Origin of the sequence: Arthrobacter sp. 754, assembly GCF_040548695.1 — a bacterium.
GTDB lineage: Bacteria > Actinomycetota > Actinomycetes > Actinomycetales > Micrococcaceae > Arthrobacter.
Genome location: NZ_JBEPSC010000001.1, coordinates 1,004,533 through 1,027,697, shown reverse-complemented (window position 1 = coordinate 1,027,697; position 23,165 = coordinate 1,004,533). Strand labels below are relative to the sequence as shown.

22 protein-coding genes are annotated in these 23,165 nt (G+C 59.4%); 13 read left to right on the top strand and 9 right to left on the bottom strand.

The window, feature by feature from the left end; all coding sequences use genetic code 11:
- Window positions 1-7 precede the first annotated feature (7 nt).
- Entirely contained in the window at window positions 8-913 is a 906-nt protein-coding gene (locus tag ABIA70_RS04860) for a nucleotidyltransferase family protein (RefSeq protein WP_354146427.1), read from the top strand.
- A gap of 90 nt (window positions 914-1,003) precedes the next feature.
- Here the strand turns inward: ABIA70_RS04860 and ABIA70_RS04855 are convergent, their stop codons facing one another.
- Entirely contained in the window at window positions 1,004-1,978 is a 975-nt protein-coding gene (locus tag ABIA70_RS04855; protein ID WP_354146426.1) for a hypothetical protein, read from the bottom strand.
- 320 nt (window positions 1,979-2,298) lie between these two features.
- Here ABIA70_RS04855 and paaA point away from each other — a divergent pair, with 320 nt between their 5' ends.
- The 7 genes from paaA to galU are packed head-to-tail and all read left to right on the top strand — an operon-like array spanning window position 2,299 to window position 8,036.
- Window positions 2,299-3,273: a 1,2-phenylacetyl-CoA epoxidase subunit PaaA gene (paaA, locus tag ABIA70_RS04850; protein ID WP_354146425.1), complete on the top strand. Its 975-nt coding sequence runs from the start codon at window positions 2,299-2,301 to the stop codon at window positions 3,271-3,273.
- Window positions 3,270-3,659: a 1,2-phenylacetyl-CoA epoxidase subunit PaaB gene (paaB, locus tag ABIA70_RS04845; RefSeq protein WP_354146424.1), complete on the top strand. Its 390-nt coding sequence runs from the start codon at window positions 3,270-3,272 to the stop codon at window positions 3,657-3,659. The genes paaA and paaB overlap by 4 nt, the downstream gene beginning before the upstream one ends.
- Complete coding sequence (paaC, locus tag ABIA70_RS04840) at window positions 3,656-4,531, top strand: 1,2-phenylacetyl-CoA epoxidase subunit PaaC (protein WP_354146423.1); 876 nt, start codon at window positions 3,656-3,658, stop codon at window positions 4,529-4,531. Before paaB ends, paaC begins: the two co-directional genes overlap by 4 nt.
- Window positions 4,528-5,058, top strand: a complete 531-nt coding sequence (gene paaD / locus ABIA70_RS04835) for a 1,2-phenylacetyl-CoA epoxidase subunit PaaD (protein WP_354146422.1) — start codon at window positions 4,528-4,530, stop codon at window positions 5,056-5,058. Before paaC ends, paaD begins: the two co-directional genes overlap by 4 nt.
- A gap of 9 nt (window positions 5,059-5,067) precedes the next feature.
- Entirely contained in the window at window positions 5,068-6,294 is a 1,227-nt protein-coding gene (paaE, locus tag ABIA70_RS04830) for a 1,2-phenylacetyl-CoA epoxidase subunit PaaE (protein ID WP_354146421.1), read from the top strand.
- A 32-nt stretch (window positions 6,295-6,326) separates the two neighbouring features.
- Window positions 6,327-7,106, top strand: coding sequence for an enoyl-CoA hydratase/isomerase family protein (locus ABIA70_RS04825; RefSeq protein WP_354146420.1), 780 nt, complete (start codon window positions 6,327-6,329; stop codon window positions 7,104-7,106).
- Window positions 7,107-7,145: 39 nt separating this feature from the next.
- Entirely contained in the window at window positions 7,146-8,036 is an 891-nt protein-coding gene (galU, locus tag ABIA70_RS04820) for a UTP--glucose-1-phosphate uridylyltransferase GalU (protein ID WP_354146419.1), read from the top strand.
- Window positions 8,037-8,058: 22 nt separating this feature from the next.
- Here the strand turns inward: galU and ABIA70_RS04815 are convergent, their stop codons facing one another.
- From ABIA70_RS04815 to ABIA70_RS04780, 8 genes are all read right to left on the bottom strand, one after another.
- Entirely contained in the window at window positions 8,059-8,550 is a 492-nt protein-coding gene (locus tag ABIA70_RS04815) for a VanZ family protein (RefSeq protein WP_354146418.1), read from the bottom strand.
- 206 nt (window positions 8,551-8,756) lie between these two features.
- Window positions 8,757-9,353 (bottom strand): LPXTG cell wall anchor domain-containing protein, encoded by a 597-nt coding sequence (locus ABIA70_RS04810; protein WP_354146417.1) that lies wholly within the window; start codon window positions 9,351-9,353, stop codon window positions 8,757-8,759.
- 180 nt (window positions 9,354-9,533) lie between these two features.
- A complete protein-coding gene (locus ABIA70_RS04805; protein ID WP_354146416.1) occupies window positions 9,534-11,312 on the bottom strand; it encodes a DUF4012 domain-containing protein in 1,779 nt (592 codons plus the stop codon).
- A gap of 94 nt (window positions 11,313-11,406) precedes the next feature.
- Complete coding sequence (locus ABIA70_RS04800; protein ID WP_354146415.1) at window positions 11,407-12,720, bottom strand: UDP-glucose dehydrogenase family protein; 1,314 nt, start codon at window positions 12,718-12,720, stop codon at window positions 11,407-11,409.
- A gap of 63 nt (window positions 12,721-12,783) precedes the next feature.
- On the bottom strand, window positions 12,784-14,220 hold the full coding sequence (locus tag ABIA70_RS04795; RefSeq protein ID WP_354146414.1) for a sugar transferase: 1,437 nt from the start codon (window positions 14,218-14,220) through the stop codon (window positions 12,784-12,786).
- Window positions 14,221-14,245: 25 nt separating this feature from the next.
- Window positions 14,246-15,220 (bottom strand): GDP-L-fucose synthase family protein, encoded by a 975-nt coding sequence (locus ABIA70_RS04790; RefSeq protein ID WP_354146413.1) that lies wholly within the window; start codon window positions 15,218-15,220, stop codon window positions 14,246-14,248.
- The gene (gmd, locus tag ABIA70_RS04785) at window positions 15,220-16,248 is read right to left on the bottom strand and encodes a GDP-mannose 4,6-dehydratase (RefSeq protein ID WP_354146412.1); all 1,029 of its coding nucleotides are present in this window, start codon (window positions 16,246-16,248) and stop codon (window positions 15,220-15,222) included. The genes ABIA70_RS04790 and gmd overlap by 1 nt, the downstream gene beginning before the upstream one ends.
- A 35-nt stretch (window positions 16,249-16,283) precedes the next feature.
- Complete coding sequence (locus ABIA70_RS04780) at window positions 16,284-17,612, bottom strand: glycosyltransferase (protein WP_354146411.1); 1,329 nt, start codon at window positions 17,610-17,612, stop codon at window positions 16,284-16,286.
- On the opposite strand from ABIA70_RS04780, the gene ABIA70_RS04775 reads away from it, so the two are divergent.
- The 5 genes from ABIA70_RS04775 (at window position 17,598) to ABIA70_RS04755 (ending at window position 22,727) form a co-directional block, all read left to right on the top strand.
- The gene (locus tag ABIA70_RS04775; RefSeq protein ID WP_354146410.1) at window positions 17,598-18,164 is read left to right on the top strand and encodes an LbetaH domain-containing protein; all 567 of its coding nucleotides are present in this window, start codon (window positions 17,598-17,600) and stop codon (window positions 18,162-18,164) included. The two genes, ABIA70_RS04780 and ABIA70_RS04775, sit on opposite strands and share 15 nt — an antisense overlap.
- A 63-nt stretch (window positions 18,165-18,227) precedes the next feature.
- Complete coding sequence (locus ABIA70_RS04770; protein WP_354146409.1) at window positions 18,228-19,028, top strand: glycosyltransferase family 2 protein; 801 nt, start codon at window positions 18,228-18,230, stop codon at window positions 19,026-19,028.
- A gap of 313 nt (window positions 19,029-19,341) precedes the next feature.
- On the top strand, window positions 19,342-20,571 hold the full coding sequence (locus tag ABIA70_RS04765) for a GMC oxidoreductase (RefSeq protein ID WP_354146408.1): 1,230 nt from the start codon (window positions 19,342-19,344) through the stop codon (window positions 20,569-20,571).
- Complete coding sequence (locus tag ABIA70_RS04760; RefSeq protein WP_354146407.1) at window positions 20,558-21,547, top strand: aldo/keto reductase; 990 nt, start codon at window positions 20,558-20,560, stop codon at window positions 21,545-21,547. The genes ABIA70_RS04765 and ABIA70_RS04760 overlap by 14 nt, the downstream gene beginning before the upstream one ends.
- Window positions 21,537-22,727, top strand: a complete 1,191-nt coding sequence (locus ABIA70_RS04755; RefSeq protein WP_354146406.1) for a glycosyltransferase — start codon at window positions 21,537-21,539, stop codon at window positions 22,725-22,727. The genes ABIA70_RS04760 and ABIA70_RS04755 overlap by 11 nt, the downstream gene beginning before the upstream one ends.
- The last annotated feature ends 438 nt before the right edge of the window (window positions 22,728-23,165 follow it).

Sequence of the window (23,165 nt, the reverse complement as noted above, 5' to 3'; positions counted from 1 at the left end):
CTCAGCCATGGAAAAACAAGCCGCCGAAACACAGCTAAGCATCCCCGAGGCCGTGCTCCTGGGCCATGCCCTCGTGTCACGCGTGGCCGACAGTAAGGGGATCCGGGCCTTCTTCATCAAGGGTCCGGCGAGTGTGATCCAGGGGCTGCGCCAGCCCAGGATCTCCGGTGACGTGGATGTTTTCGTGGCACCGTCGGACCTGGAACCCATGCTCCAGGGCCTGCGGGACCGGGGCTGGCGGGAACGCCCGGTAGACCCGGACAGCAGGACCTTTCCCAAGCACTCCGTCACGGTGGACCATCCCGAATGGCCGTGCTGCATCGACGTCCACTTCCGGTTCCCGGGGATGGAATCTAACCCTGGCGACTGCTTCGAGCTGATGTGGGCCAACACAGAGGACCTTGAAGTTGCGGGACAGGTGGTGCGTGTCCCCTCAAAGCCGCTGGGAATCCTCATTCTTGCCCTGCATGCCCTCCGCTCACCCCAGTTGCCAGCGTGCAGCCAGGAACTCGAGTTCCTGACGGACCTGACACAACGGGAATCGTACGGCGCCGCCGTCCTCGACGTAGCCCAGTCCACCGGATCCCTTGCAGCCATGCGCCCCTTCCTCGAAGACCTCCGGCCCGTGGACGCGACAGTGGACTGGCCGGAGCCCTCCACGGAGTGGCGCAACCGTGTCATGGCCAAAGAGCCCGGCAGTGCCCGGCTGATTGCCATTGCCCAGGCGCCCCTAAAGGACAAGCCAAGAATGCTGTTCCGTGCGGTCTTCCCGCGGCCGGAGGTCTTCCTGAGCGGGAACATCTATGCGGACATGTCCTTCCGTGGACGGCTCCGGCAGCACCGGGCCAGGTGGGCCCGGTTTCTGCGTTCGCTACCCAATATCGTGCGGGACCTGAGCAAACGCCGCCGCTGATGGTGCCGTGCTGACGCTGCGCAGATTCGCTGGCATTGCGCATATTCCGTGACGCCCCCTGCATAACGGTGGCGCCGGGGAAGATGCGCGTCATAGCCGGGTTCGCGCGTCGATATCGGCAGAACGCGTACGACGGCGGGGCACGCCGGCCGCGGCCAGCTTGCGTTCCAGCGTCCCGGCTTTCATGAGCTCGGCCCAGTCCCACCGCACCACGTCGAGACCCGTGGCACGGCTCCGGTTTTCTCGGTTCTTTTCCGCCACGACGGCCTGCGACGGGGTCCGGCCGTTGAGGTACGCGGCCTTGGCGTACTTCTCCTCACCGTCGAACTCGCCCACAACCTTGGACCGCTTCCAGTAGAAGTCGGTGTAGCCCACCAGGCCAGCGGAGTCGTAAATGGCCTGCTGGAGGAAGGGGGCTTCGAAACCGGCCACATGGATCAGCGCACGGCTCAGCGACTCACCGGCCGAGCCTGAGGCAGGATCGGAAAACTCGATGACCGCCCGGATCCTCCTCCCGGCGGCAGCTGAATACGCAGACCCGATGCCGGCCTCCAGTTCAGCCTTGGTCACGGCGGCCAGGCGCCGGGCCCGGTCAGGCCGGAGCACATGGTCCACTGGAGCCACAGCGTGGGTGAAGGGCATGAACGCGGCAAGGTCCAGGACGGTGCGGATGCGGTCCGTGACAAGAAGACCCTCCCGCCGGACGACTTTCAGTCCCGCCGGCGCAGCGAAGTGGCGGCTGACTCCGGCACGTGACCGGCCGCCGTCGTTCTTCAGGGTGAGGGCTTCGACCGGATGGTGCTGGCCGATGGTGGGGATTCCCCACACGCTGGCGGCGGAGTGCCGCGCGAAGACCGTGGGTTTCTCAAAGGTCTGGGCTGCTGCCTGGACGCGGAGGCGGTACTGTTCCCACGGTTTCAGTTCCCTCCAGGCCTGACCGTCGGTGTAAACGCCCTGCCGGATGCGGACCAGGGTGCCGGCTTTCACCCGCTTGGCGAGATCGTTCGGGGTCAGCCCGCGCAAGAGTCGCTCGCGGGACAGGATCAGCGGGGGAAGGTCGGTCATATCCCGACGCTGCCAGCAAGAGTGCCGCGGTGGGAGGGCCAGGAGCAGTTATGTGGACAAGTGCAGGCGACGCGCCTGGTCCCTGACGACGCGCAGGTTCCTGGGCGCACCCCGGATTTGGGCTGCGCAGGGGAATAGGCGCGTCGAAAAGGAATTTGCGCGTCGAAAGGGGGCCGCACGGGCACGCAGAAAGACCAGGCAGAGGGCGGTCGGCGGAGCAAAACCTGGCGGGTTCCTTGACGCCTCCAGCGGCTTCCACATATCCTGAACGAACGGTCGGTAAATAATTCAGTCCACGATGACCGTGCATAGGAGCAATCATGGAAGCCACCGCACTGAGCGACGCCGAAGGCCAGGCGAACTTTGACCGCGTGATCGCCGAGGATTCGCGGATCGAGCCCAAAGACTGGATGCCGCCGGCCTACCGCAAGACCCTGCTGCGCCAGATCTCCCAGCATGCCCACTCGGAGATCATCGGCATGCAGCCGGAGGCCAATTGGATCTCCCGCGCCCCGAGCCTGAAGCGCAAGGCCATCCTCATGGCCAAGGTGCAGGACGAGGCCGGCCATGGGCTGTACCTGTACTCCGCCGCGGAGACCCTCGGCCAAAGCCGCGACGACATGATGGACGCGCTCATCGCGGGCAAGGCCCGCTACTCCAGCATCTTCAACTACCCCGCACGCACCTGGGCGGACATGGGTGCCATCGGCTGGATGGTGGACGGTGCCGCGATCGCCAACCAGGTGCCGCTGTGCCGCGCCTCCTACGGCCCCTACGGCCGCGCCATGGTCCGGGTCTGCAAGGAAGAGTCCTTCCACCAGCGCCAGGGCTTCGAGATCCTGCTGGAACTCGCCAATGGCACCCCGGAGCAGCGGGAGATGGCGCAGGACGCCGTGAACCGCTGGTACGCCCCGGCCCTGATGATGTTCGGCCCGCCGGATGACGATTCACCCAACTCCAAGCAGTCCATGGCCTGGAACATCAAGCGCTTCAGCAACGATGAACTCCGCCACCGGTTCGTGGGCATGATGGCTGAGCAGGTCAAGGTCCTGGGCCTCAAGCTCCCGGATGACCAGATCCGCTTCAACGAAGAGACCAAGAAGTGGGAGCACGGCCCGCTGGACTGGGACGAGTTCCACGAGGTCCTGGCCGGCCGCGGCCCCTGCAACGCCCAGCGGCTGGACCGCCGCAGGGAAGCGCACGACGACGGCGCCTGGGTCCGCGAGGCAGCCGCCGCTTATGCGGTAAAACAGCAGGCAAAACAGTCAATGGAGACGAAGGAATACGCAGCATGAGCCCCCACGGCAACCCGGAAGTCCCGGCCAGCTCGGCCACCGAAATCAACCGCGAGGCAGAAAAGGTTTCAGCAGGCCCGGCCGCAGAAACCCACACGAGCCACAGCCAGGGCTGGGGCCTCTGGGAGGTCTTCGTCCGGTCCAGCCGCGGCCTGAGCCACGTCCATGCAGGGTCCCTGCACGCGCCGGACGCCGCCATGGCCCTGCGCAACGCCCGCGATCTGTACACCCGCCGCAACGAGGGCGTGTCCATCTGGGTGGTCCCGGCGGACGCCATCGCCGCCAGCGATCCCGATTCGAAGGGTGCCTTCTTCGAGTCCCCGCAGGGCAAGGACTACCGCCACGCCACGTACTACACCAAGAGCGAAGGGGTGAAGCACCTGTGAGCGGCCACGGCAACATCTCCACCGGCGTGGCAGGCGACAGCAACGCCTCCGCCACCCGCATCACCCCCGGCAACGCCCTCCGTCCCGAGGACATCGCCCTCGAGGTCCGCACCGGCTTGGCCCGGCCCACGGAGGATGTGGCCGAGTTTGCCCTGCGCCTGGGCGACGATGCCCTAATCCTGGCCCAGCGGCTGGGCCACTGGATCTCCCGTGCCCCTGAGCTGGAGGAGGACGTGGCCCTGGGCAACATCGCCCTGGACCAGCTGGGCCACGCCCGCTCCTTCCTCACCTACGCCGGCGGCGCCTGGGACAAGACCGAGGACGAGCTGGCCTATTTCCGCCGCGAGCATGAGTTCCGCTCCGTCCAGATCTTCGAGCAGCCCAACGGCGACTTCGCGGCCACCATCGCCCGGCAGTTCATCGTGAGCTACTACCAGTACGAGCTGTACCGCAGGCTGACCAAGTCCACCGATGCCACGCTCGCCGCGATCACAGCTAAGGCCGTGAAGGAAGTGGACTACCACCGTGACCACAGCGCCCAGTGGGTCCTCCGCCTGGCCGGCGGCACGGACGAATCCCGCCGCCGGATGACGCATGCCCTCAAGCTGATGTGGCCCTACGTCGAAGAGCTGTTCCGCGACGACGAGCTGACTGCCCGCCTGGCCGAGACCGGCGCCGCCGTCCAGCCCTCCTCCCTGCGTGCCGAGTTTGACCGGCTGACCGGCGAGATCCTCGCCGAAGCCGAGCTGGAGGTCCCGGACGTTCCCCCGGCACCCGGCGGCGGCCGGCGCGGTGAGCACTCCGAGCACCTGGGCTACATCCTGGCCGAGATGCAGGTGCTGGCCCGCGAACACCCCGGAGCAAGCTGGTGACCGCCGTGTACATCGAACCCATTACCCGGCGGAGCGCTGCCGAGCAGAAGGCCTGGGATATTGCCGCGACCGTCTGCGACCCGGAAATCCCGGTGCTCACCATTGCGGATTTGGGGATCCTTCGGGACATCCACGTAGCAGAGGACCAGAGTGTTCGGGTCACCATCACGCCCACGTACTCGGGCTGCCCGGCCATGGACGCCATCCGGGACGACCTCAAGGCCGCGTTCGCCAAGGAGGGCTACGCCAGCGTGGACGTTGACCTGGTGCTCGCCCCGGCTTGGACCACGGACTGGATGACCGAGTCCGGCAAGGCCAAGCTCAACGAGTACGGCATCGCGCCTCCCACGGGCAAGTCCGACGCTGCACGGCATGCAGGCCCCATCCGCCTGAAGATGGCCGTGAAGTGCCCGCAGTGCTCGTCCCTGAACACCAAGGAACTCACCCGCTTCGGTTCCACCTCCTGCAAGGCGCTGTACGTCTGCCAGGACTGCAAGGAACCGTTCGATTACTTCAAAGTCCTGTAAGGAAGCCCCATGCCTGTTGTCCGCCAGACCGCCGCCGAGACGGCGCAGGCCACCGGCCGCCGTCGTCCGTCCTTCCACACCCTCACCGTCTCCGAGGTCCGCCGGCTGACCGAGGACGCCATCGAGGTCACGTTCGGCGTCCCGCCGGAGCTCGCCGGCCAGTTCGACTACCTGCCCGGGCAGTACGTGGCCCTGCGCACCACGCTGCCGGACGAGAACGGCGAACCGAAGGAAATCCGCCGCAGCTACTCCATCTGCGCGGAGCCTCGCAGCTTCCCGGACGGCAGCAGCGAGATCCGGGTGGCCGTGAAGAAGGACCTGGGCGGGCTGTTCTCCACGTGGGCCAACGCCGAGCTGAAGGCCGGGGACACCCTGGAGGTCATGAGCCCCATGGGCGCGTTTGTGTCCAAGCACGGCCGGGACGGCAAGCCGGTGGACCAAAACGTCATGAACTCCATGAACCACCCGGAGGAGCTGGCGGGGGAGCCGGGCAGCTTTGTGGCCATCGCGGCGGGGTCCGGCATCACCCCGGTGATCGCGATCGCCCGGACGCTGCTGGCCGCCAACCCGGAGACCCGCTTCGACCTGATCTACGCCAACAAGGCCGCCATGGACGTCATGTTCCTGGAGGAGCTGGCGGACCTGAAGGACAAGTACCCGCAGCGCCTGGCCATCCACCACGTGTTGTCCCGCGAGCAGCGGATCGCGCCGCTGCTGTCCGGCCGGATCGATTCCGAGAAGCTGCAGCAACTGCTGGGTACCGCCATCCACGCGGACGATGTGGACGAGTGGTTCCTGTGCGGGCCGTTCGAACTTGTGCAGCTGTGCCGGGACACCCTGGCCGAGCGCGGCGTGAAGCCGGAACATGTCCGGTTCGAGCTGTTCACCTCCGGCAAGCCGGACCGCCCCGAGGGCAACGCCGGCCGTCCCGTTCTGGTGGACGAGTCCAAGGAGACGTACAAGATCACGTTCAAGCTGGACGGCCTGCAGGGCGAGGTGGCCAGCCCCACCCACGCCCGCGAGTCCATCCTCAACGCCGCGCTGCGGGTCCGCCCGGACGTGCCGTTCGCGTGCGCCGGGGGAGTGTGCGGCACGTGCCGCGCCAAGCTGGTCACCGGCACCGTGAACATGGACGAAAACTACGCGCTGGAGCAGGATGAACTGGACAAGGGGTACGTGCTGACCTGCCAGAGCCACCCCACCAGCAAGGAAGTCACCGTCGACTTCGACGTCTGAGAATTTCTCTTCGCCCACGAACCAGGAGCCCCATGATTTCCCTCTCCATCGCCAACGGCGTCGCCGAAGTGGTCCTGAACGCCCCGCACAAGCTGAACTCGCTGGACGAACAGGCTCTCGCGGATTTAACCCAGGCGTACGACGACGCCGCTGCCGCCGCATCCCGCGGTGAGGTCCGGGCGCTGCTGCTCAGGGGAGAGGGCCGCGCCTTCTGCGCGGGCCGGGACATCCAGAACGTCTCCCCGGAAAGCGACGACGCCGAGGCGTACCTGGCGGGGCTGGTGCAGCCGCTGCTGCAGAAGATGGCAGCATTCCCCGCCCCGACCTTCGCAGCCGCCCAGGGGGCCTGCCTGGGCGTGGGGCTGGGCCTGCTGCTGGCCACGGACGTGGTGTACGTGGCGGAGAACGCAAAGTTCGGGTCGCCGTTCGCCAAACTGGGCGCAACCCTGGATTCTGGCGGGCACTGGTACTTCACCGAGCGGCTGGGCATGCACCGGACGCTGGACCTGATCTACACCGCTGTGCTGATGACTGGAACTGAAGCCGTGGCGCAAGGGATGTTCAGCCGGGCCATGCCCGCGGATGAACTTCTGGACAACACCCGGGCAATTGTGTCGAAGGTGGCCACCGGGGCAACGGGTGCGTTTAATGCCAGCAAGGAGCTGGTGGCGCACATCCGTGACCAGCGGCTGGGCCTGTGGGAGGCCATGACGGAGGAGAACGCGGAGCAGGCCCGCCTCTGCAAGACCGACGACTATGCCGAGGGCTTCCGGGCCTTCCAGGAGAAGCGTGAGCCAAAATTTACGGGATAGAAATTGCTATCTGGAGGGCTTGATTTGTAGGGTTCACCTATGACAATGGGGAAATCTATAACCAAAGCCGTCATTCCTGCTGCCGGCCTGGGAACTCGCTTCCTGCCCGCCACCAAGGCGATGCCGAAGGAAATGCTGCCGGTGGTTGACCGTCCGGCCATCCAGTACGTGGTTGAGGAAGCCGTCAACGCGGGCCTCACCGACCTGCTGATGATCACGGGCCGCAACAAGCGCGCCCTCGAGGACCACTTCGACCGTGAACCGGGCCTGGAGCAGGCACTGGAAAGGAAGGGCGACCAGGACCGCCTGGACCTGGTGCAGGAGGCGTCCCAGCTAGGCCCCATCCACTACGTCCGCCAGGGCGAGGCCAAAGGCCTGGGCCACGCCGTGCTGTGCGCTGCCCAGCACGTGGGCAACGAGCCCTTCGCGGTCCTGCTCGGTGACGACCTCATTGACGAGGCTGAGACCCTGCTGAGCACCATGATGGAGGTGCAGCAGAAGACCGGCGGTTCCGTTATCGCCCTGATCGAGGTGGATCCCACCGAGATCAGCGCCTACGGCTGCGCGGACATCTCAGCCATCGAGGGCGAGGACTACGTCCGCGTGAACAGCTTGGTGGAGAAGCCGGCTGCAGGCGAGGCACCGTCCAACCTGGCAGTCATCGGCCGGTATGTGCTGCACCCGTCCGTTTTCGGTGTCCTGGAGAACACCGAGCCGGGCCGCGGCGGCGAAATCCAGCTCACCGATGCCCTGCAGACTCTTGCCGCCGGCGAGCGCGAAGGCTCCGGCGTGTACGGCGTGGTGTTCAAGGGCCGCCGCTACGACACCGGCGACAAGCTGAGCTACCTGAAGGCGGTCATCACCTTGGCTTCCGAACGGGTGGAGTTCGGTGAGGACCTGAAGACCTGGATGAAGGCTTTTGTCGGGTAGCCTCTGAAGCTTCTGTAACGCCCTACGGGCCCGCCACCGCGAGGTGGCGGGCCCGTAGCTGTTTAAGGGCCGCAGCGGCCAGCAGAGCCCCTATGACAGCCCCTCCAGTATTTGTGACAACATCCAGCGGGCTTGCGAACCGGTTGTGAAGAAACAGAAGCTGACCCAGTTCCATAATCCCGGAGACGATCAGTCCAAGTGCGCCGATTTGCCACCAGCGTTTTTCGGCGAACGCCAGTGATGCCACCGCGCCCAGCGGAATAAAGAGCACCACGTTGGCAGATGCCTCAACGAACTGGTAATTGAACCATCCCGGAATTCCGCGGGCGTGGAGGAATCTCAGAAGGGCCGATAGCTGCCCCTGCACGGGCTGATCCACAGGGCTTGGCCAGTAAGCCACGAAAGCCAGTGGGATCAGCATGGCTATCAGGACAGTGCGCCAGAGCTTTGGGTTTTTGAGGTAGTTCAAGGGGCGCTCAGGACGTTCGCAGCAGGGCCAGTGCAGCAGTTCCAAGCGCGGTGACGGCCAACAGCCCTAAGAGGATATAGGGGAGGGCCTGTGTGCGGGGGAGGGGTATGGAGTAGTCGAACTGCCGCGGTGCTCTTCGCCAATGTCTCCCCATAGCTCTAATAGATACCACAGGTTAAATGCAGAGGGTGGATGGTTCTCCGGTTTTCCGGAGAACCATCCACCCTCTTTGGTGTTTGTAGGTGCTGCGGTTACGCTGCTGCCTCGGTCTTGGCGCGGCGGCGTACGACAACTACAGAGGCTGCGCCGGCGGCAAGTGCGCCAGCTCCAACCAGAGTCCACAGGATCAGGCCTGAGTCGGATCCGGTGTTGGCAAGGCCGGATCCGGTGTTGGCGAGTGCAGCGCCACCTCCGGTGTTGGACAGCGGTGCACCATTGCTGGCGAAAGCGGGATCCACAACAACCGTGACGGGGCCAACCGTGCTACCTGAAACATTGCCCGTTGCGGTGATGAAGTAGGTGCCGGCTTCGGTGATCGTGATCGGCACGGAGAAGTTGCCCTGAGCGTCCGCCTGAGCGCCGAAGGTCTGCGCCTGGAAAACGGGGATCTTTACGGCAACTGACCTGCCCTGGGATGCGGGCGGGTTACCCGGCGTCACAGTGATCGTCAGGGATTCACCAGCAAAGGGGCCGCGGCCGCGAAAGACAAATTGTTCGCCCGGACCAACGGTGCCGTCAGACACGGCGGCCTGCGGCGGGATGGGCGGGTAGTTGGCGGCGATGGCCGGCGCGGTGCCGACCAGTGCGAGAGATCCTGCAAGTGCGAGTGCTGCGAGCGTTTTTTTCATTAGTGTCCCCCCGGAGACGTTTATGTTTTGATGTACCCGAATTGAGGAGGTTTCCTCTCCGCACGAGACCTGTGCAGAAATCCCGGATATATATCCCACAACGACATTACCATCCGCGTCGAGCAGCTAGCAATCTCTATCCAGTCGGTTTACATAGTGTTAACGCACTGTCTATAACTACTACCCACACGAGAGAATTTCTGTGGGCAGGATCACATCTTTGACAGCTTGGATAGTAGGTGTGACGACGACGTTAGGTTCCGTGTGTTGCACGATCTTCCCGAAAGTAAACTCCACGGTGCGGCTTTCACCTGGTGCGAGTTTGATCGCCATGACGCCTACGGGTCTGTTGCTGTGGATGTAGGTAGCGAAATCGGTTCTCTGTCCGTCCAACCTGGCTGTCTCTGCGTTGGCCTGAACAGGACCGTAGGCCACAATGTTTGTTTGCACGGACCCCGGGGGCACCCCGAAGGAGCCGCCACCCGTCACATAAGCCGGAAGAGTCGTCGCTGCATCCGCTGGTGCAGTGTTCGTGCTCCTAATGCGTAAAGTGATTTGCTCGTATCCGTCCTTGGGACATTCCTTCACCAGGTGGACAGTCCGCTTTACGTAATAGTCCATCTTCGCGCCGGTGCCGTCGTTGAAGTAGACACCGAATTGTGAGGGGGCAATGCTGGGTCCAGCAATGGATCCGCTCAAGGGGTATTGGGCGATGACAGACTGTTCGTCCGTGAGGCCCGACCAGACCAGCACGCGCCCCTCGTCGCTACCGCGAGCGAGCCCTTCTACGAGGCCTTTCGCGTTTCCTTTACCGTCCGACAGGGCGGCGAAGATTTCTTGAGCCACCCCGGCGAAGTAGGCGTCCTGGAGACGGGGCTGTTCGAGCTTGGCATACACGTCAGAAAGCAAGGTCTGAACGACATTGTGGCCGGTCAACTCTGTAGGCAGGCCAGCATCTTCGAGTGCCACGAGTTCAGGCTGACTGATGTTCACCGGACCAGTGGCATCCAAGATGTATCCCAGCGCCACGGGGTCAATCGATATCACCCCGTCAACGCGCTGTCCCGTCTTCCTCTCCCACATGGTTTGGGCAGTGGCGGCCGCTGTCGGGAAATCGGGAGTTAAGTTCACATCTTGCATGAACTTCCCCGCGCGACCGGAGTAGATTGCTTGTTGTTCGGGGTCTAGATGCACAATCGGCGACATCGCGCCGAGAGCTGCCGCACTGCTCTGCGAGCCAAGGCTCAACTTGCCCTTGTCCAGGCCTACAACGGCCAGAGCCCCGGGTATGCCGCCCGAAGCCCTTACCTCCGCATTATTTTGAATCATGAGGAGGTAATTGCGCGGTGTCTGCGCCCCGAGCATGCCCGGCGTGATCTTTGCGGCGGCGGCGGCAGCGTTCAGGGCTCCGGTAACGTCGTTTAGTTGGTCTCTCGCTTGAGTCAATGGGTCGGCCACCTGCGGTAACAGCCTGCTGGCGTCGATCTGATCTAGCCTGTCAGCTGACAGCCAGACGGCGTGCGCTGCAGCCGAGATGCTTGGCGAAGCTTCCTCCAGCGTTGCCAGATCAGCACCTTCGCTGGTGGGAAGCAAAGCTTCCCAATCCAGGGTGCCATAAACACTCACCAGCGGTTCGAGACCAAAGCCGACCACATCGTCCGCCGAGCGTGCAACCTCTGCCACAGCGCTGAAGTTTGAACCTAGCCCAGGCAGGCCTGTGGCTAACGTCCACAGGGGATCGTTGGCTGCTTCCTTTGCTGCAACAGTGTGGGCGCGCAGTTGTGTCACGGTTTCAAGAGCTTTGCCGGAGCTGTCGCTCGTGATGTTCTCTTTCAAGGTCGGGATCAAAAGTGTTGCCGTATTGAGTTCAGAGCTGATCGCCGATGCCTTGCTTCCCAGCCAAGCCGCACTTGCAATGGCGACGAGAATGAGACCACCAAGTGACAACAGCGCAAGCATTAGTGACCTGCGATGCCGTGGTTTGCGAGACTTCGGAACGCTAAGACCGCTGGATCCCAGGTCACGCTCCGCAGGTTGCTGAGTGTCCGCCATCTCAGGGTCGACCCAGGCCTCGGTAGACCCAGCCGGCTGCGCGCCACTTGGCGGCGTCCAGGACATTCCGGCCATCAAGGATCCGGCGCGAAGAAACAGAGCTTCCTAAGCCATAAGGGTCCAGGTCGCGATATTCCTGCCACTCTGTGAGTAACAGCAGAGCATCCGCCTTCATCACGGCAACGGAAGTCTCCACTTCGTAGTGCAGTTCAGGAAATCGACGAGCGGCATTCGGTAGGGCCTTAGGGTCTGTAACTGTCACAACCGCCCCTTGCAATTGGAGTTGAGCAGCGATGCTTAGGGCGGGGGAATCGCGAACGTCATCACTCTCAGGCTTGAACGCAGCGCCCAATACCGTGACTCGTTTGCCTAAAAGGGTTCCTCCGCAAAGGTCGCGAGTAAGCTCCACCACACGGGTTCTTCGACGCATATTGATGGCATCTACCTCGCGCAGGAAGGTAAGTGCCTGATCGGCGCCAAGCTCTCCCGCCCTCGCCATAAAAGCGCGGATGTCCTTGGGCAGGCATCCGCCGCCAAAGCCGATGCCCGCATTGAGGAATTTTCGGCCGATCCGATCGTCCATACCAATGGCGTCAGCGAGTTGAGTGACGTCTGCTCCTGCCGCCTCGCAAACTTCGGCCATTGCATTAATAAATGAAATTTTGGTTGCGAGAAAGGAATTTGCGGCTGCCTTCACGAGCTCAGCCGTCGGGTGGTCGGTCACTAAGCGGGGCGTGCCCGATGCGAGCGGAGTCGAATAGACGGCGTCCAAGACGGCAACTGCAGGATGGTCTTCCGAGCCGTCCAAGACTCCGTACACGAACCGATCGGGCTGTAGCGTATCCGAAACTGCATGGCCCTCCCTGAGGAATTCTGGATTCCAAATCACGTGCGCATCGGGTTGTTTGGCTCGGACTATGTCCGCCAAGCGTGAGGCCGTTCCGACGGGCACTGTCGACTTTCCGACCACAACATCGTTTGGAAAAAGATATGGGAGAAGTCCGGTTGCGGCGCCGTCTACGTACGTCATGTCGGCAGCATTTTCACCCGTTTTTTGAGGCGTGCCGACGCAAATGAAGTGCACAGCACTTCCTGCGGCAGCGGCTAAATCGGTGGTGAAAGTCAGACGTCCCGTATCCTGCACTTCCCTCAAAAGCTTGTCGAGTCCTGGCTCGTAGAACGGTGCACGTGCCGCAGACAGTTCTTCGATTTTTCGCTCGTCCACATCAACCCCGACCACCTCGTGGCCCAACTTCGCCATACAAGCCGCATGAACAGCGCCCAGATAGCCGCAGCCGATTACAGATATGCGCATTGTGATATTTTCCTTCCCCAAGGGGTCAGCTATTAGCGTGGCTTTGAAACGAGGTTAGCGAGATTAGTAGGCGCCGGTGCTACCAAAGACAGCACGGACTGTCCGGAGGATGATGACGAGGTCGCCGGCTAGCGACCAATTTTCCACGTAGTACAAGTCCAGTCGGACTGAGTCCTGCCATGATAGGTTCGAGCGCCCACTCACCTGCCAAAGTCCCGTTAGCCCCGGCTTCACCAGCAAACGACGACGTACGTCGCTTTCGTAGGCCTCGACTTCCCGGGAAAGAGGAGGACGTGGGCCAACCAAGCTCATGGAACCACTAAGGACGTTTAGCAGCTGAGGCAATTCATCCACGCTGAATCGCCGCAGGAAAGCGCCAACGCGCGTCACGCGTGGATCGTTCTTAATTTTAAAGAGCGGACCACTACCTTCGTTCTTTGGGGCCAACTCCGCAAGGCGGGTTTCGGCGTCGGACACCATTGAACGAAACTTGAGCATAAAGAAGGGGTTTCCCTCCATTCCCACGCGTTCCTGACGGAATAGGACCGGGCCCGCACTATCCAGCTTTATCAATAGGGCCACCAAGATCATTGTGGGCGATGCCAGCAAAAGCAGTAGGGCCGCGGCGAACACGTCAAAAAGCCGCTTGGCGACGCGTTGCCCGCCTTCAAGCGTGGGCGTCGTCACATGAATGAGCGGAAGCCCGGCTACCTGTTGAGTGTGTATTCGAGGCCCGGCAATATCCGTTAGTGCAGGCGCCATGATTAGACCAATGTTCCGAGCCGCCAGCTCCCAACCCAAGTGACGCAGCGTTTGAGGTTGAAGTTGAACACCGGCGGACACTGCTACTGCATCGGCACCGCATGCCTCCAGAGCCGTGACTATGGAGTGTGGATCGGGTTTGTGGCCCACGATCTTCAGTCCCGAGTTGGGTTCCACGCCAACGCCAGCTTCTAGTCCAGGAATGTATGCCGCGACTGGGAGATAACCAGCGTGCTTGGCCCCATGCAATGACGCCGCCAGGTGCGCAACAGCCCCGGGACCTCCAAGCAAAAGCAGACGAGACATGCTCTGCCCTTGCCCGCGTTTGATGCTTAGGTGTTGCCTGATCAACCATCGAGCGAGTAAAAGTCCGAGTAGCCCAACTGGCAGAGCGAGTCCTACGTAGCCGCGAGCGGTATCAATCCGGAATACATAGGAAACAATTGCAACGATGCCAAACAACCACAGGGAGGCTGCGGCGACTCGCTTGTATTCGTCGGGTCCGGACCCAAGAATGCGGCTCTGTCGGCTGTTCCACGCTCCCAGCATTACCCACCACGCGGCAGCAAGGACGACAGAGAACCAGACGTACAGGACATCTTGGCCAGCAGAACTAGAATCTTGGTCCAGACCAAAGCGGATTAGGTAAGCTCCCACCACTGCCCATATGACAACAAAGGCATCGACTGACCGCAGACGCCGGGAAGAACGCCTCCGCCAGTTGGCGTCCTCACTCAACGAGTTCCCCCATTTCCAAGGCCGATTAGCTGCGAACGGAGAGAAAGTTGTCCCTGAACCACTTGACGGTTCCGCGAACGCCTTCTTCAAGTCCGATTGATGCGGACCAGCCGGCGTCGGCCAACTTGGACACATCAAGTAGCTTCCTCGGTGTGCCGTCAGGCTTTGTGGTGTCCCACGCAATTTCGCCTGTATAGCCAACCGCTGATGCCACCAACGTGGCAAGCTCCTTGATGGTGACGTCGCTTCCTGTCCCAACATTGACTTGGGACGGGCCGTCGTAGTTCTCCAGCAAGTGAAGACACGCTGACGCCATGTCGTCCACATGCAGGAACTCCCTGCGAGGTGATCCCGTTCCCCAGTTGGTTACAACCTGGGCCCCTGACTTTGCCGCCTCGTCGTAGCGCCTTATCAAGGCGGGCAACACATGTGAACCAGTTGGCGAGAAGTTGTCTCCAGGGCCATACAGGTTTGTCGGCATGGCGGAGATCCAGGGAAGTCCGTATTGCCGCCGGATAGCCCGGATGTGCATAATGCCGGCAATCTTAGCAATTGCATAAGCATCGTTGGTTGGCTCCAAGTGGCCGGTAAGCAATGAATCTTCGCGAATCGGCTGCTGTGCAAATTTCGGATAGATGCAGGATGAACCTAGGAATAGGAGACGTTCCACACCATGTTCCCGAGCGGCATCGAGGACGTTTACCTGGATCCTCAGGTTGTCGCTAAGGAAATCAACGGGATAGGTACTGTTGGCAAGAATGCCGCCGACCTTTGCTGCGGCCAGCACCACATAGCGAGGCTTCGTCTCCGCGAAGAAGGCGAAAACCGCATCGCGGTCCGTCAGATCGAGTTCTGACGACTTGCGCCCTACCAGATTGGCGAAGCCCTCGGCTTCCAAATTCCTCCAGATCGCTGAGCCCACGAGTCCGCGATGTCCAGCGACATAGAAGGTCGAGGCGCGGTCAAGTGGAGCAGGCTCGAAGGTTACATCTTCAGACACTAGCTTTTCCAGCTTTCCAACTCGACAGTGTCGATCCAATGGTTCCCAGCGTGCTTAAGGGCTTCGATGTCAGCGTCCACCATAATGCGAGCCAACTCAGGAGTATGCACTGAAGCCTTCCAACCCAGCTTCTCCTGCGCCTTCGACGCGTCACCGACCAAGGCGTCCACTTCCGTGGGACGCAAGTAGCGCTCATCGAATTGGACATGGTTTTCCCAATTCAGGCCGGCGTGCTCAAAAGAAATCTGGAGAAAGTCGCGAACGGTGTAGTTCCCACCGGTTGCAAGCACGAAGTCGTCGGGCTCATCAGCCTGGAGCATCCGCCACATACCTTCGACGTACTCGGCGGCGTAGCCCCAGTCCCTCACGGCATCGAGGTTGCCCATATACAAAAGGTCCTGTTTCCCGGCCTTAATGGCGGCTACGGCACGGGTTATCTTACGCGTGACAAAGGTCTCGCCGCGGCGGGGTGATTCGTGGTTGAACAGAATGCCGTTGACCGCAAACATGCCATAGGCCTCACGGTAGTTCTTTGTGATCCAGTAGCTGTATACCTTCGCTGCTCCATACGGAGACCGTGGATAAAACGGAGTTTCCTCGTTCTGCGGGGGAGGGGTAGCTCCATACATCTCTGAGGACGAGGCTTGGTAAAAGCGTGTTTCGATGCCGGACATCCGGACGGCTTCAAGCAACCTTATGGTTCCAACGCCTGTCGTGTCGGCTGTGTGCTCGGGCTCGTCAAAGGAAACTCGAACGTGTGACTGTGCTGCAAGGTTGTAGACCTCATTGGGCTCTATTTCAGCCAATAGAGTCACCAACCGTGCACCGTCGCTCAGATCGCCATAGTGCAGAAAAAGCTTAGCCTTGAGGTCGTGAGGGTCGACGTAAAGGTGATCTATGCGTGCCGTATTGAACGTGGATGCGCGGCGGATGAGGCCGTGAACCTCGTAACCCTTGCGGAGTAGCAATTCGGCTAGGTACGAGCCATCCTGTCCGGTGATGCCAGTAATCAGTGCGCGCTTTGTCATTTTGCCCCCATGAAGCGAAAAAAGAGTCGCGTAGCCTAATGGCTGCGCGACGTTGCCAGACTCGTAATGAACACATCATAATGGTCAACAGCTGCAGACTTGGACAGTGTGTCACGACTGAAGCGAAGTCCGCGTGCTCCGAGTTCCGAAGCCGCTGATGAGTCCTGACCGAGAGCCTGCGCAGCGTCAACGAGGGCAACCGGGTCGGCGGCATTTACTCGTATGCCTCCGCCGGACGCAGTGATCTCGAACGAAGTGACACTCTCCTGATCTGTGGCAGCCAACACCGGCACCCCCGCGTTGAAGTAGGACGTCAATTTACTTGGGACAGCCATGTCTTTGACCCCGGGCAGCTCATTCACCAGCAGGACGTCGGCTGCGGCGAGAGCCAACTGAAATTCGTTCCCAGGCAACGGATCGACAAATTCCAGGTTGCCAACATCCTTCGCGAGTGACTCAAGATGCTTGCGTTGATTCCCGTCGCCCATAAGAACGAAACGCAACCGGCTCTGGCGGGACTGAGCAATCCGCGCAGCATTGATCACATTTTCGAGTCCCTGCTTTTTACCCATGTTTCCTGCATGCAGAACAACGATATCCTCGTTCTCCCAACCGAATTTTTGACGAAACGCCTCCCGTCCCTCTGTTGGGGACGCAGACAGATGCGTCCAGTTGCGGATAACAGCCACGGCGCCCCGTGAAACACCAAGGGAACTTACGATGTGTTCGCGGAACCGTTCATGGATTGCTACTACGCCATCAGCCGAGCGCAGGATTCTTGATTCAATGCGAGCGACCATGCCCGCCGCCCGACTGCCGCTCGCTCCGGTTTCTATCAGCCCTCGGCTGTAGATGTCCTGAACCCATATACCGATCGCCGGTCTCCGCCGCTGAGCGCGTGCGCGAAGCATGACGAGTCCACTCGAAAACAATGCGGGGCTGACCAAGAGCACGACATCTGGCCTACCCCAGGCGGCGCATAATGCCCTCACCCCGAAGCTCAACTCCATGTGCATTCGTTGTATTGTGTTCGGTCTGCTGGGAACATGATGGCGAAGGCGCCGTACCCTGATGCCGTTAATGAGTTCATCTCGTGACCACCCGTCGTATCCCTCCCGCCTTCGCCATTCCGGGTAGTGCGGGTAGCCCGTTATGATCCGGACAGTGTGACCGGCATCTGCTAGCCCTTCCGCCAGGCTGGCAGTGTAGGGAGCGTTGCCCGTGGGTTCCGGGGCATAGTTGAGGGCAAGAATAGTCACGCGCAATTTTGGTGGAGTCACAAGTGCAAGAATAGCGTCGGGAAGTGGACGCGTGATCGACTGACCCAACGCGCAGCTGATCGGGGGAACATGAGCAAGGAACATCGGGTCATTGACCTCTCCCGCGCACCGGGTGAGCGCACAAGTTGGGGCAGGCCGAAGGTAGTGGTTTACCTCTGGGCTGCAGCGGAACTGTTGTTTGTTACGAACGCGTGGCAGATTAGTTCGAAACTGAGGATAAAAGTACTCCGTGTGTTTGGTGCAAAGATCGGTTCTGACGTGATTTTCCGTCCGAGGACGCGCGTCAAATTCCCGTGGAACCTGCATGTGGGAGATCGCGCCTGGATTGGCGAGGGTGTATGGATACACAACCAAGACGATGTCATCCTGGGTCACGATTCGGTCGTTTCACAAGAGACATTTATCACAACAGGTAGCCATGCGCACCGACGAGACATGGCGCTGATAACCAGGCCGGTGATTGTTGAGCCTGGCGCATGGCTGACAGCTCGTTCAGTCGTGCTGGGTGGGACGACTATCGGAACGTCCGCGATAGTCACACCAAACTCGGTGGCGGGACCAAACCAAGTGCTCGAGGCCGGTGGAATATATTCAGGCAATCCTGCCCGAAAGTCGGGCGAGCGGTTTCCCGAGTGATGAATGCCCTGATTGTTCGGCTTGAACGTAGATCGAGATGAGATTGTGAAACCTTCTACTTTAGTGAATGCGACCGTCGTAATTTTAACGAGAAATGAGGCGCGTCATATTCGACGGGCAGTCGAAAGTGCGCGCGATTTCCGCTATGTCTTGGTGGTTGATTCGGAGAGCGATGACGCTACGGCTCTAATTGCCGAGCAAGCGGGTGCGCGTGTGTTGCAGTTCAACTGGAACCGTCAATACCCCAAGAAGAAAGAATGGAGCCTCGCTCATACTGAAACAGACTGGGTTTTCTATCTGGATGCTGATGAGTACTTTGAGCCGGGTCAAATTGAAGATATTCGGCGGATCATTGACGACAGTTCGGCCGCAGCCTACGAAGTTCCACTTCGGTATTTTTGGGTAGGGCGTGAACTCAAGCATGGTCACCGCGTAACAAAGCGAATCGGAATGCGCAAGAGTAAGTCGTTCTGGCCGAGACCTGATGATCTTGACGTGGGAAATATGTGGGAAGTAGAAGGTCACTACCAGCCTCAGATCACTGAAGGATCAGTCATCAGGGCACAGTTGCCCATTGGTCACCAGGACGAGGACGGCTTGTATGACTACTTTGGTCGACACAACCGCTACAGCGACTGGGAGGCCCACATGCTACATAAAGGCGATGAGGTGTCCCGTCAGAGTAGGTCACGATTGGGTCGTATCGCAGTGAAGTTGCCAGCCAAACCCGTTGTGTTTTTTATTTATTCCTATTTCTTACGGCTCGGATTCTTGGACGGCTCGGCTGGTCTGAGTTATGCGATTGCTCTTTCGTTTTACTACTGGCAAATTGATCTTAAGATTAGGGAACTGAAAAACTCATAGAATCCACAAGGATACAGCTACCGACTAGAAGTTGAGGAGAAGCAAAATTAGCGAAATTCATCAAGCTTATGATTTTTGCGTCGTCGGCGCGGGCACCCTCGGCATCTACTTGGCCGGCATGCTTGCCTCTACCGACAAGAAAGTGCTTCTTCTTGAGGCTGGACGTAGTGCAGGAGACGGGCGGACATCAATCGTTCAATCCGCGGCCGCAAAAGCGGGCGGGCACACTGGCATCCAGGACGGCTGGACCACCGGCCTAGGCGGAACTAGCCAAATCTGGGGAGGCCAACTATGGCCATGGGAACGCTGGGAAATGAGCTTGGACTCAGTTGCTGGGTTGAACCAGTGGCCCATCGAATACGATGAAGTCTTCCCCTACTATGAGAAGGTCTTGGTTGGGATCGGGCTGTCGGGCGCCCACAGTGACATACATGAGGGTCGACATCTGATGGCATCTTCGAAATCGTCGAGCACAGATGTAGATATAAAGTTTTCGACTTGGATGGGATGGAGATCGCGGAACTTTGCCGTCAATCCCGTGTTGCGGCGAAAGTTGTCGGGCGCACATGTTGTTGAGGGATCAATTGTTTACGGGATCAGAGAGAACTCGGGTGAAGTTGCAGAGATTGAGGCGACAGATCGATTCGGGGAGACAGTAACTTACCGCGCGAGGACCGTGATTCTTGCTGCGGGGACGTTCGGAAACACCCGTATCTTAGCGGGCAGCGACGTCGCTGCCGATCTGCCTCAATTGGGCTCTGGATTCGTCGACCATGTATCCAAGCGAGTGGCGGCCTTGTCAGTTACTGACTGGGATAGATTCCGTGATTTCGCCAGTCACCGGCGATATAAGGGAGTTCTATGCTCCCCACGCTTAGTACCCACGGAACGGTTCGTACGTCGAAGCACTCTACTTCCGAGTTACGCCCACTTTGAGTTCGAGCTACCTGCAGAATCATTCCCGCGCCAAGCACGAGATCTGCTAAGGGCGAGGCAGGCAAACGCAAAGTCGCCAGGGCTCTTGTCGGTATTGACCTGCGGGGTGAGAGACCTGCCCCAGCTTCTGGAGTCAATTTCCAAATCCATAGTCAAGAGTCAGAGACCCATTTTCAAGTCCTCTAATGTGTATTTACGAGTCGATGTTCAGCAACCTACACGACGCGAGTCTCGCCTCACATGGCAAAATGCAGGCACGCCGGGAAAAGAAGTCCAGCTGGAGTGGTGTGTCGGGGCTGAAGAGAATGACTCAGCAAATGCGTTTGGCAGGGAAGTCCTCGCCGTTTTGGAAGACATGAATGTAGGAGCCAATACCCGCGAGCTTCTACCTGACGCTGGTTTCAAGGATATATTTCACATGATGGGCGGCACATCGATGGCCACGTCTGCAATGAAAGGCGTTGTGGACACTAATCTCAAGGTGTTCGGAATGGACAACGTCTACGTTGCGGGAGCGTCTGTATTCCCCAGTGGGGGTCTGGCCAATCCCACTTTTACCGCCCTAGCCCTAGCACACAGATTAGGCCTGTATCTTGAATCAAATTGACTCCACGACCATCCCAGGCGCGGCGGGACGGCTAACGTCCAGGGTCGGGTTGGGGCTAGCAACTCTTATGCGCGAAGGTTCACGCACGAGACGGCAGAGAATCTTCGACACTGCGTACGAGGCCGGAATCCGCCATTTTGATGTAGCACCCTTGTATGGGCTAGGGATTGCTGAGAACGAATTGGGCCGTCTACTTCCGCGGACTATGGGAGACATCACAGTCGCGACCAAGTTTGGATTGCTTCCTTCCCCCGGCACACGCATAGTTGCCAAAGTTCAACGGCCCCTTCGCCAGCTACTAGCTCGTTCGGATCGACTTCGAACGATGGCACGCTCTTACTCGAAGCCGGCCGTCGCGGTCGAGGCTCCAAAGATAGCCGATGTTCGTGCGAGTCTTCGAAGGAGCTTGCGCCTGCTGGGCCTGGAGCATATCGATATTCTGCTACTGCACGATATGGCCTGGGCGCCGGAGGTCGAGGATTTGTGCGGCGAACTAAGCGGGAGTGGCGCTCTGCCGGAAGTCGGGGTACTTGGTGTGACGGGTGACGCTGCAATCCTTAATCAGTATCCTGAATCCTTCCTGGCCGATGTTAAAGTGCTCCAGTTGCCGGGCAGTTCCACAATTCCGAGCGTCAGTCGCCGTGGTGGCGCTCTCATCATCAATTATGGGCTATTGTCTACGTCACTTTCCCAATTAGACAGCTGGCTGGACGAAAATAGCCAAAGTCAGAAAAAGCTGGAAGAAATTGTGGGACAAGAGCTCCGTACGATTGAATCGAGAGCCTCTCTTCTTGCGTCTCTGTCACTATCCCAGGACAATTCCTCGATCCTACTCCTTGGCTCCACTCAACCTTCACACATCCAATCGCTTTGCACGGGTGTTAGCCGAATTCATCCAACTCTACTGGAAAATCGGAGTTTGGTCGAAAGTCTTCTTCGAAATAGCGAAAATGGGAGGTTTAAATATGACGCCTAAGAATGGAAAAAAAGTCTTGAAGATTTGTCAGGTAAACTCCGTTGTAGCAGAAGTCTATGGTGGCCCGTCAATTGGTTCAGTTGCGCTCAACTCAAAACTCCGTGAACTCGGTGTCGATGCAGTGTTGTACGGAACAAATCTAAACGGGGCGCCCGGGTCGCGAATCAGCTCAGCGGAAGAAGAGCGGTACAGGGAAAGCGGAGCTGTAATAGAGCTTTTCGAATCGACATGGCCTTCGTCAATGCAGAATGGTCGAGGATTCTTGAGGTCTCTAATCCGGATTGGCCCAGATTCTGATTTATTCCATTTAGACGGTCAGTATCAATTGCCCCTCATCTATGGATATTTTGTTGCTCGGTGGTTCAAGGTCCCCTATGGTATCCAAGCACACGGCAGCCTCGAGCCCTACCAGCGCGCAAAGTCCCGTCTCAAGAAGTGGATTTATGGTGCCGTAATTGGAAACCGTATTCTCAGAGAGGCAACGTATGTTCATTTCGCGTCGGCTTCTGAGGCCGAGAGAGCCAGAGACGTCGTCCGACCAGACCAGGAAGTTATCGTCCCGCTGGGAGCAAGCTTGCCGGCAGAAAAGGCTCTTTCCTCACTTTCTAATCTTTTCAGTGAAACGGAGAGAAATGAGCGAGTACTATTCCTGGGTCGACTAACCCACAAAAAGCGTCCCGACTTACTACTGGAGGCTTGGGCTCAGGCTACTCGCTCAAGAAACTCAGTGTTAATCATTGCAGGTCCCGATGAAGATGTGACAGCAGCTGAACTGCGGCGGCTCGCAAGTATTCTTGGTGTAGCCGAATCGGTGGTATTTACTGGCCAAGTCACTGGGCCGGAAAAATCTTGGCTTTATCGCAATTGCGGAACGTTTGTTTTGGCATCTGAAAATGAGAACTTTGCACTGACCGTAGGTGAAGCAATGCTAGGAGGATGCCACGTAATAGCATCCACTGGTGTCGCAGCCAGCGAATTCTTAGTACTCGCGGAATCCGGGCGCGTCTTGGCGGATATGAATGTGCGCTCCTTGTCTAACGCAGTGTCAGAGGCGTTGGCAAATGACGATGTTACTGCTAGGTCGGGTCGCCGAGCAGCCGCGTACGCGGACGAGCACCTTAGTTGGCGGCCATTGGCATCTGCCCTAGCTGAAATTGCTGGGCGTACCCGTAAAGCGTAGATTGTATGCATCCATAAAAACAAACAATCCTCCTGATTTATATTCCTTTGGTGATACTTGGTAAGTGATACAAGCTTATTGAAGCAGATCCTTGGTTTCGGTTCTTCAACGCTGCCGTCCGTTGAACCTGGGCACTACAGGCAGAGAGGACGTCGTCACGTGCTGGGCATCTTTCAGAATAAAACCTACATGCGTAGAAATAGCGAGGTTGGAGTTTTCGGACGTCATCAATCGTCGCGATCAATCGTTATCTTTGAACCGCTGCTATTTGGTAAGTGCCTGCGATGCAGCAGCAGAGTTTGATAGGTCGAAGACATTGATCCTTGTTCAGTACGTGAGATCCAGTGTTACTGGACGTGTAGCGGAACTTCTAAGTGTTGGCTATACACCTTGAAGGGACTTTGGCGCCTACTACTTGGAGTTGGACTAACTCAAATT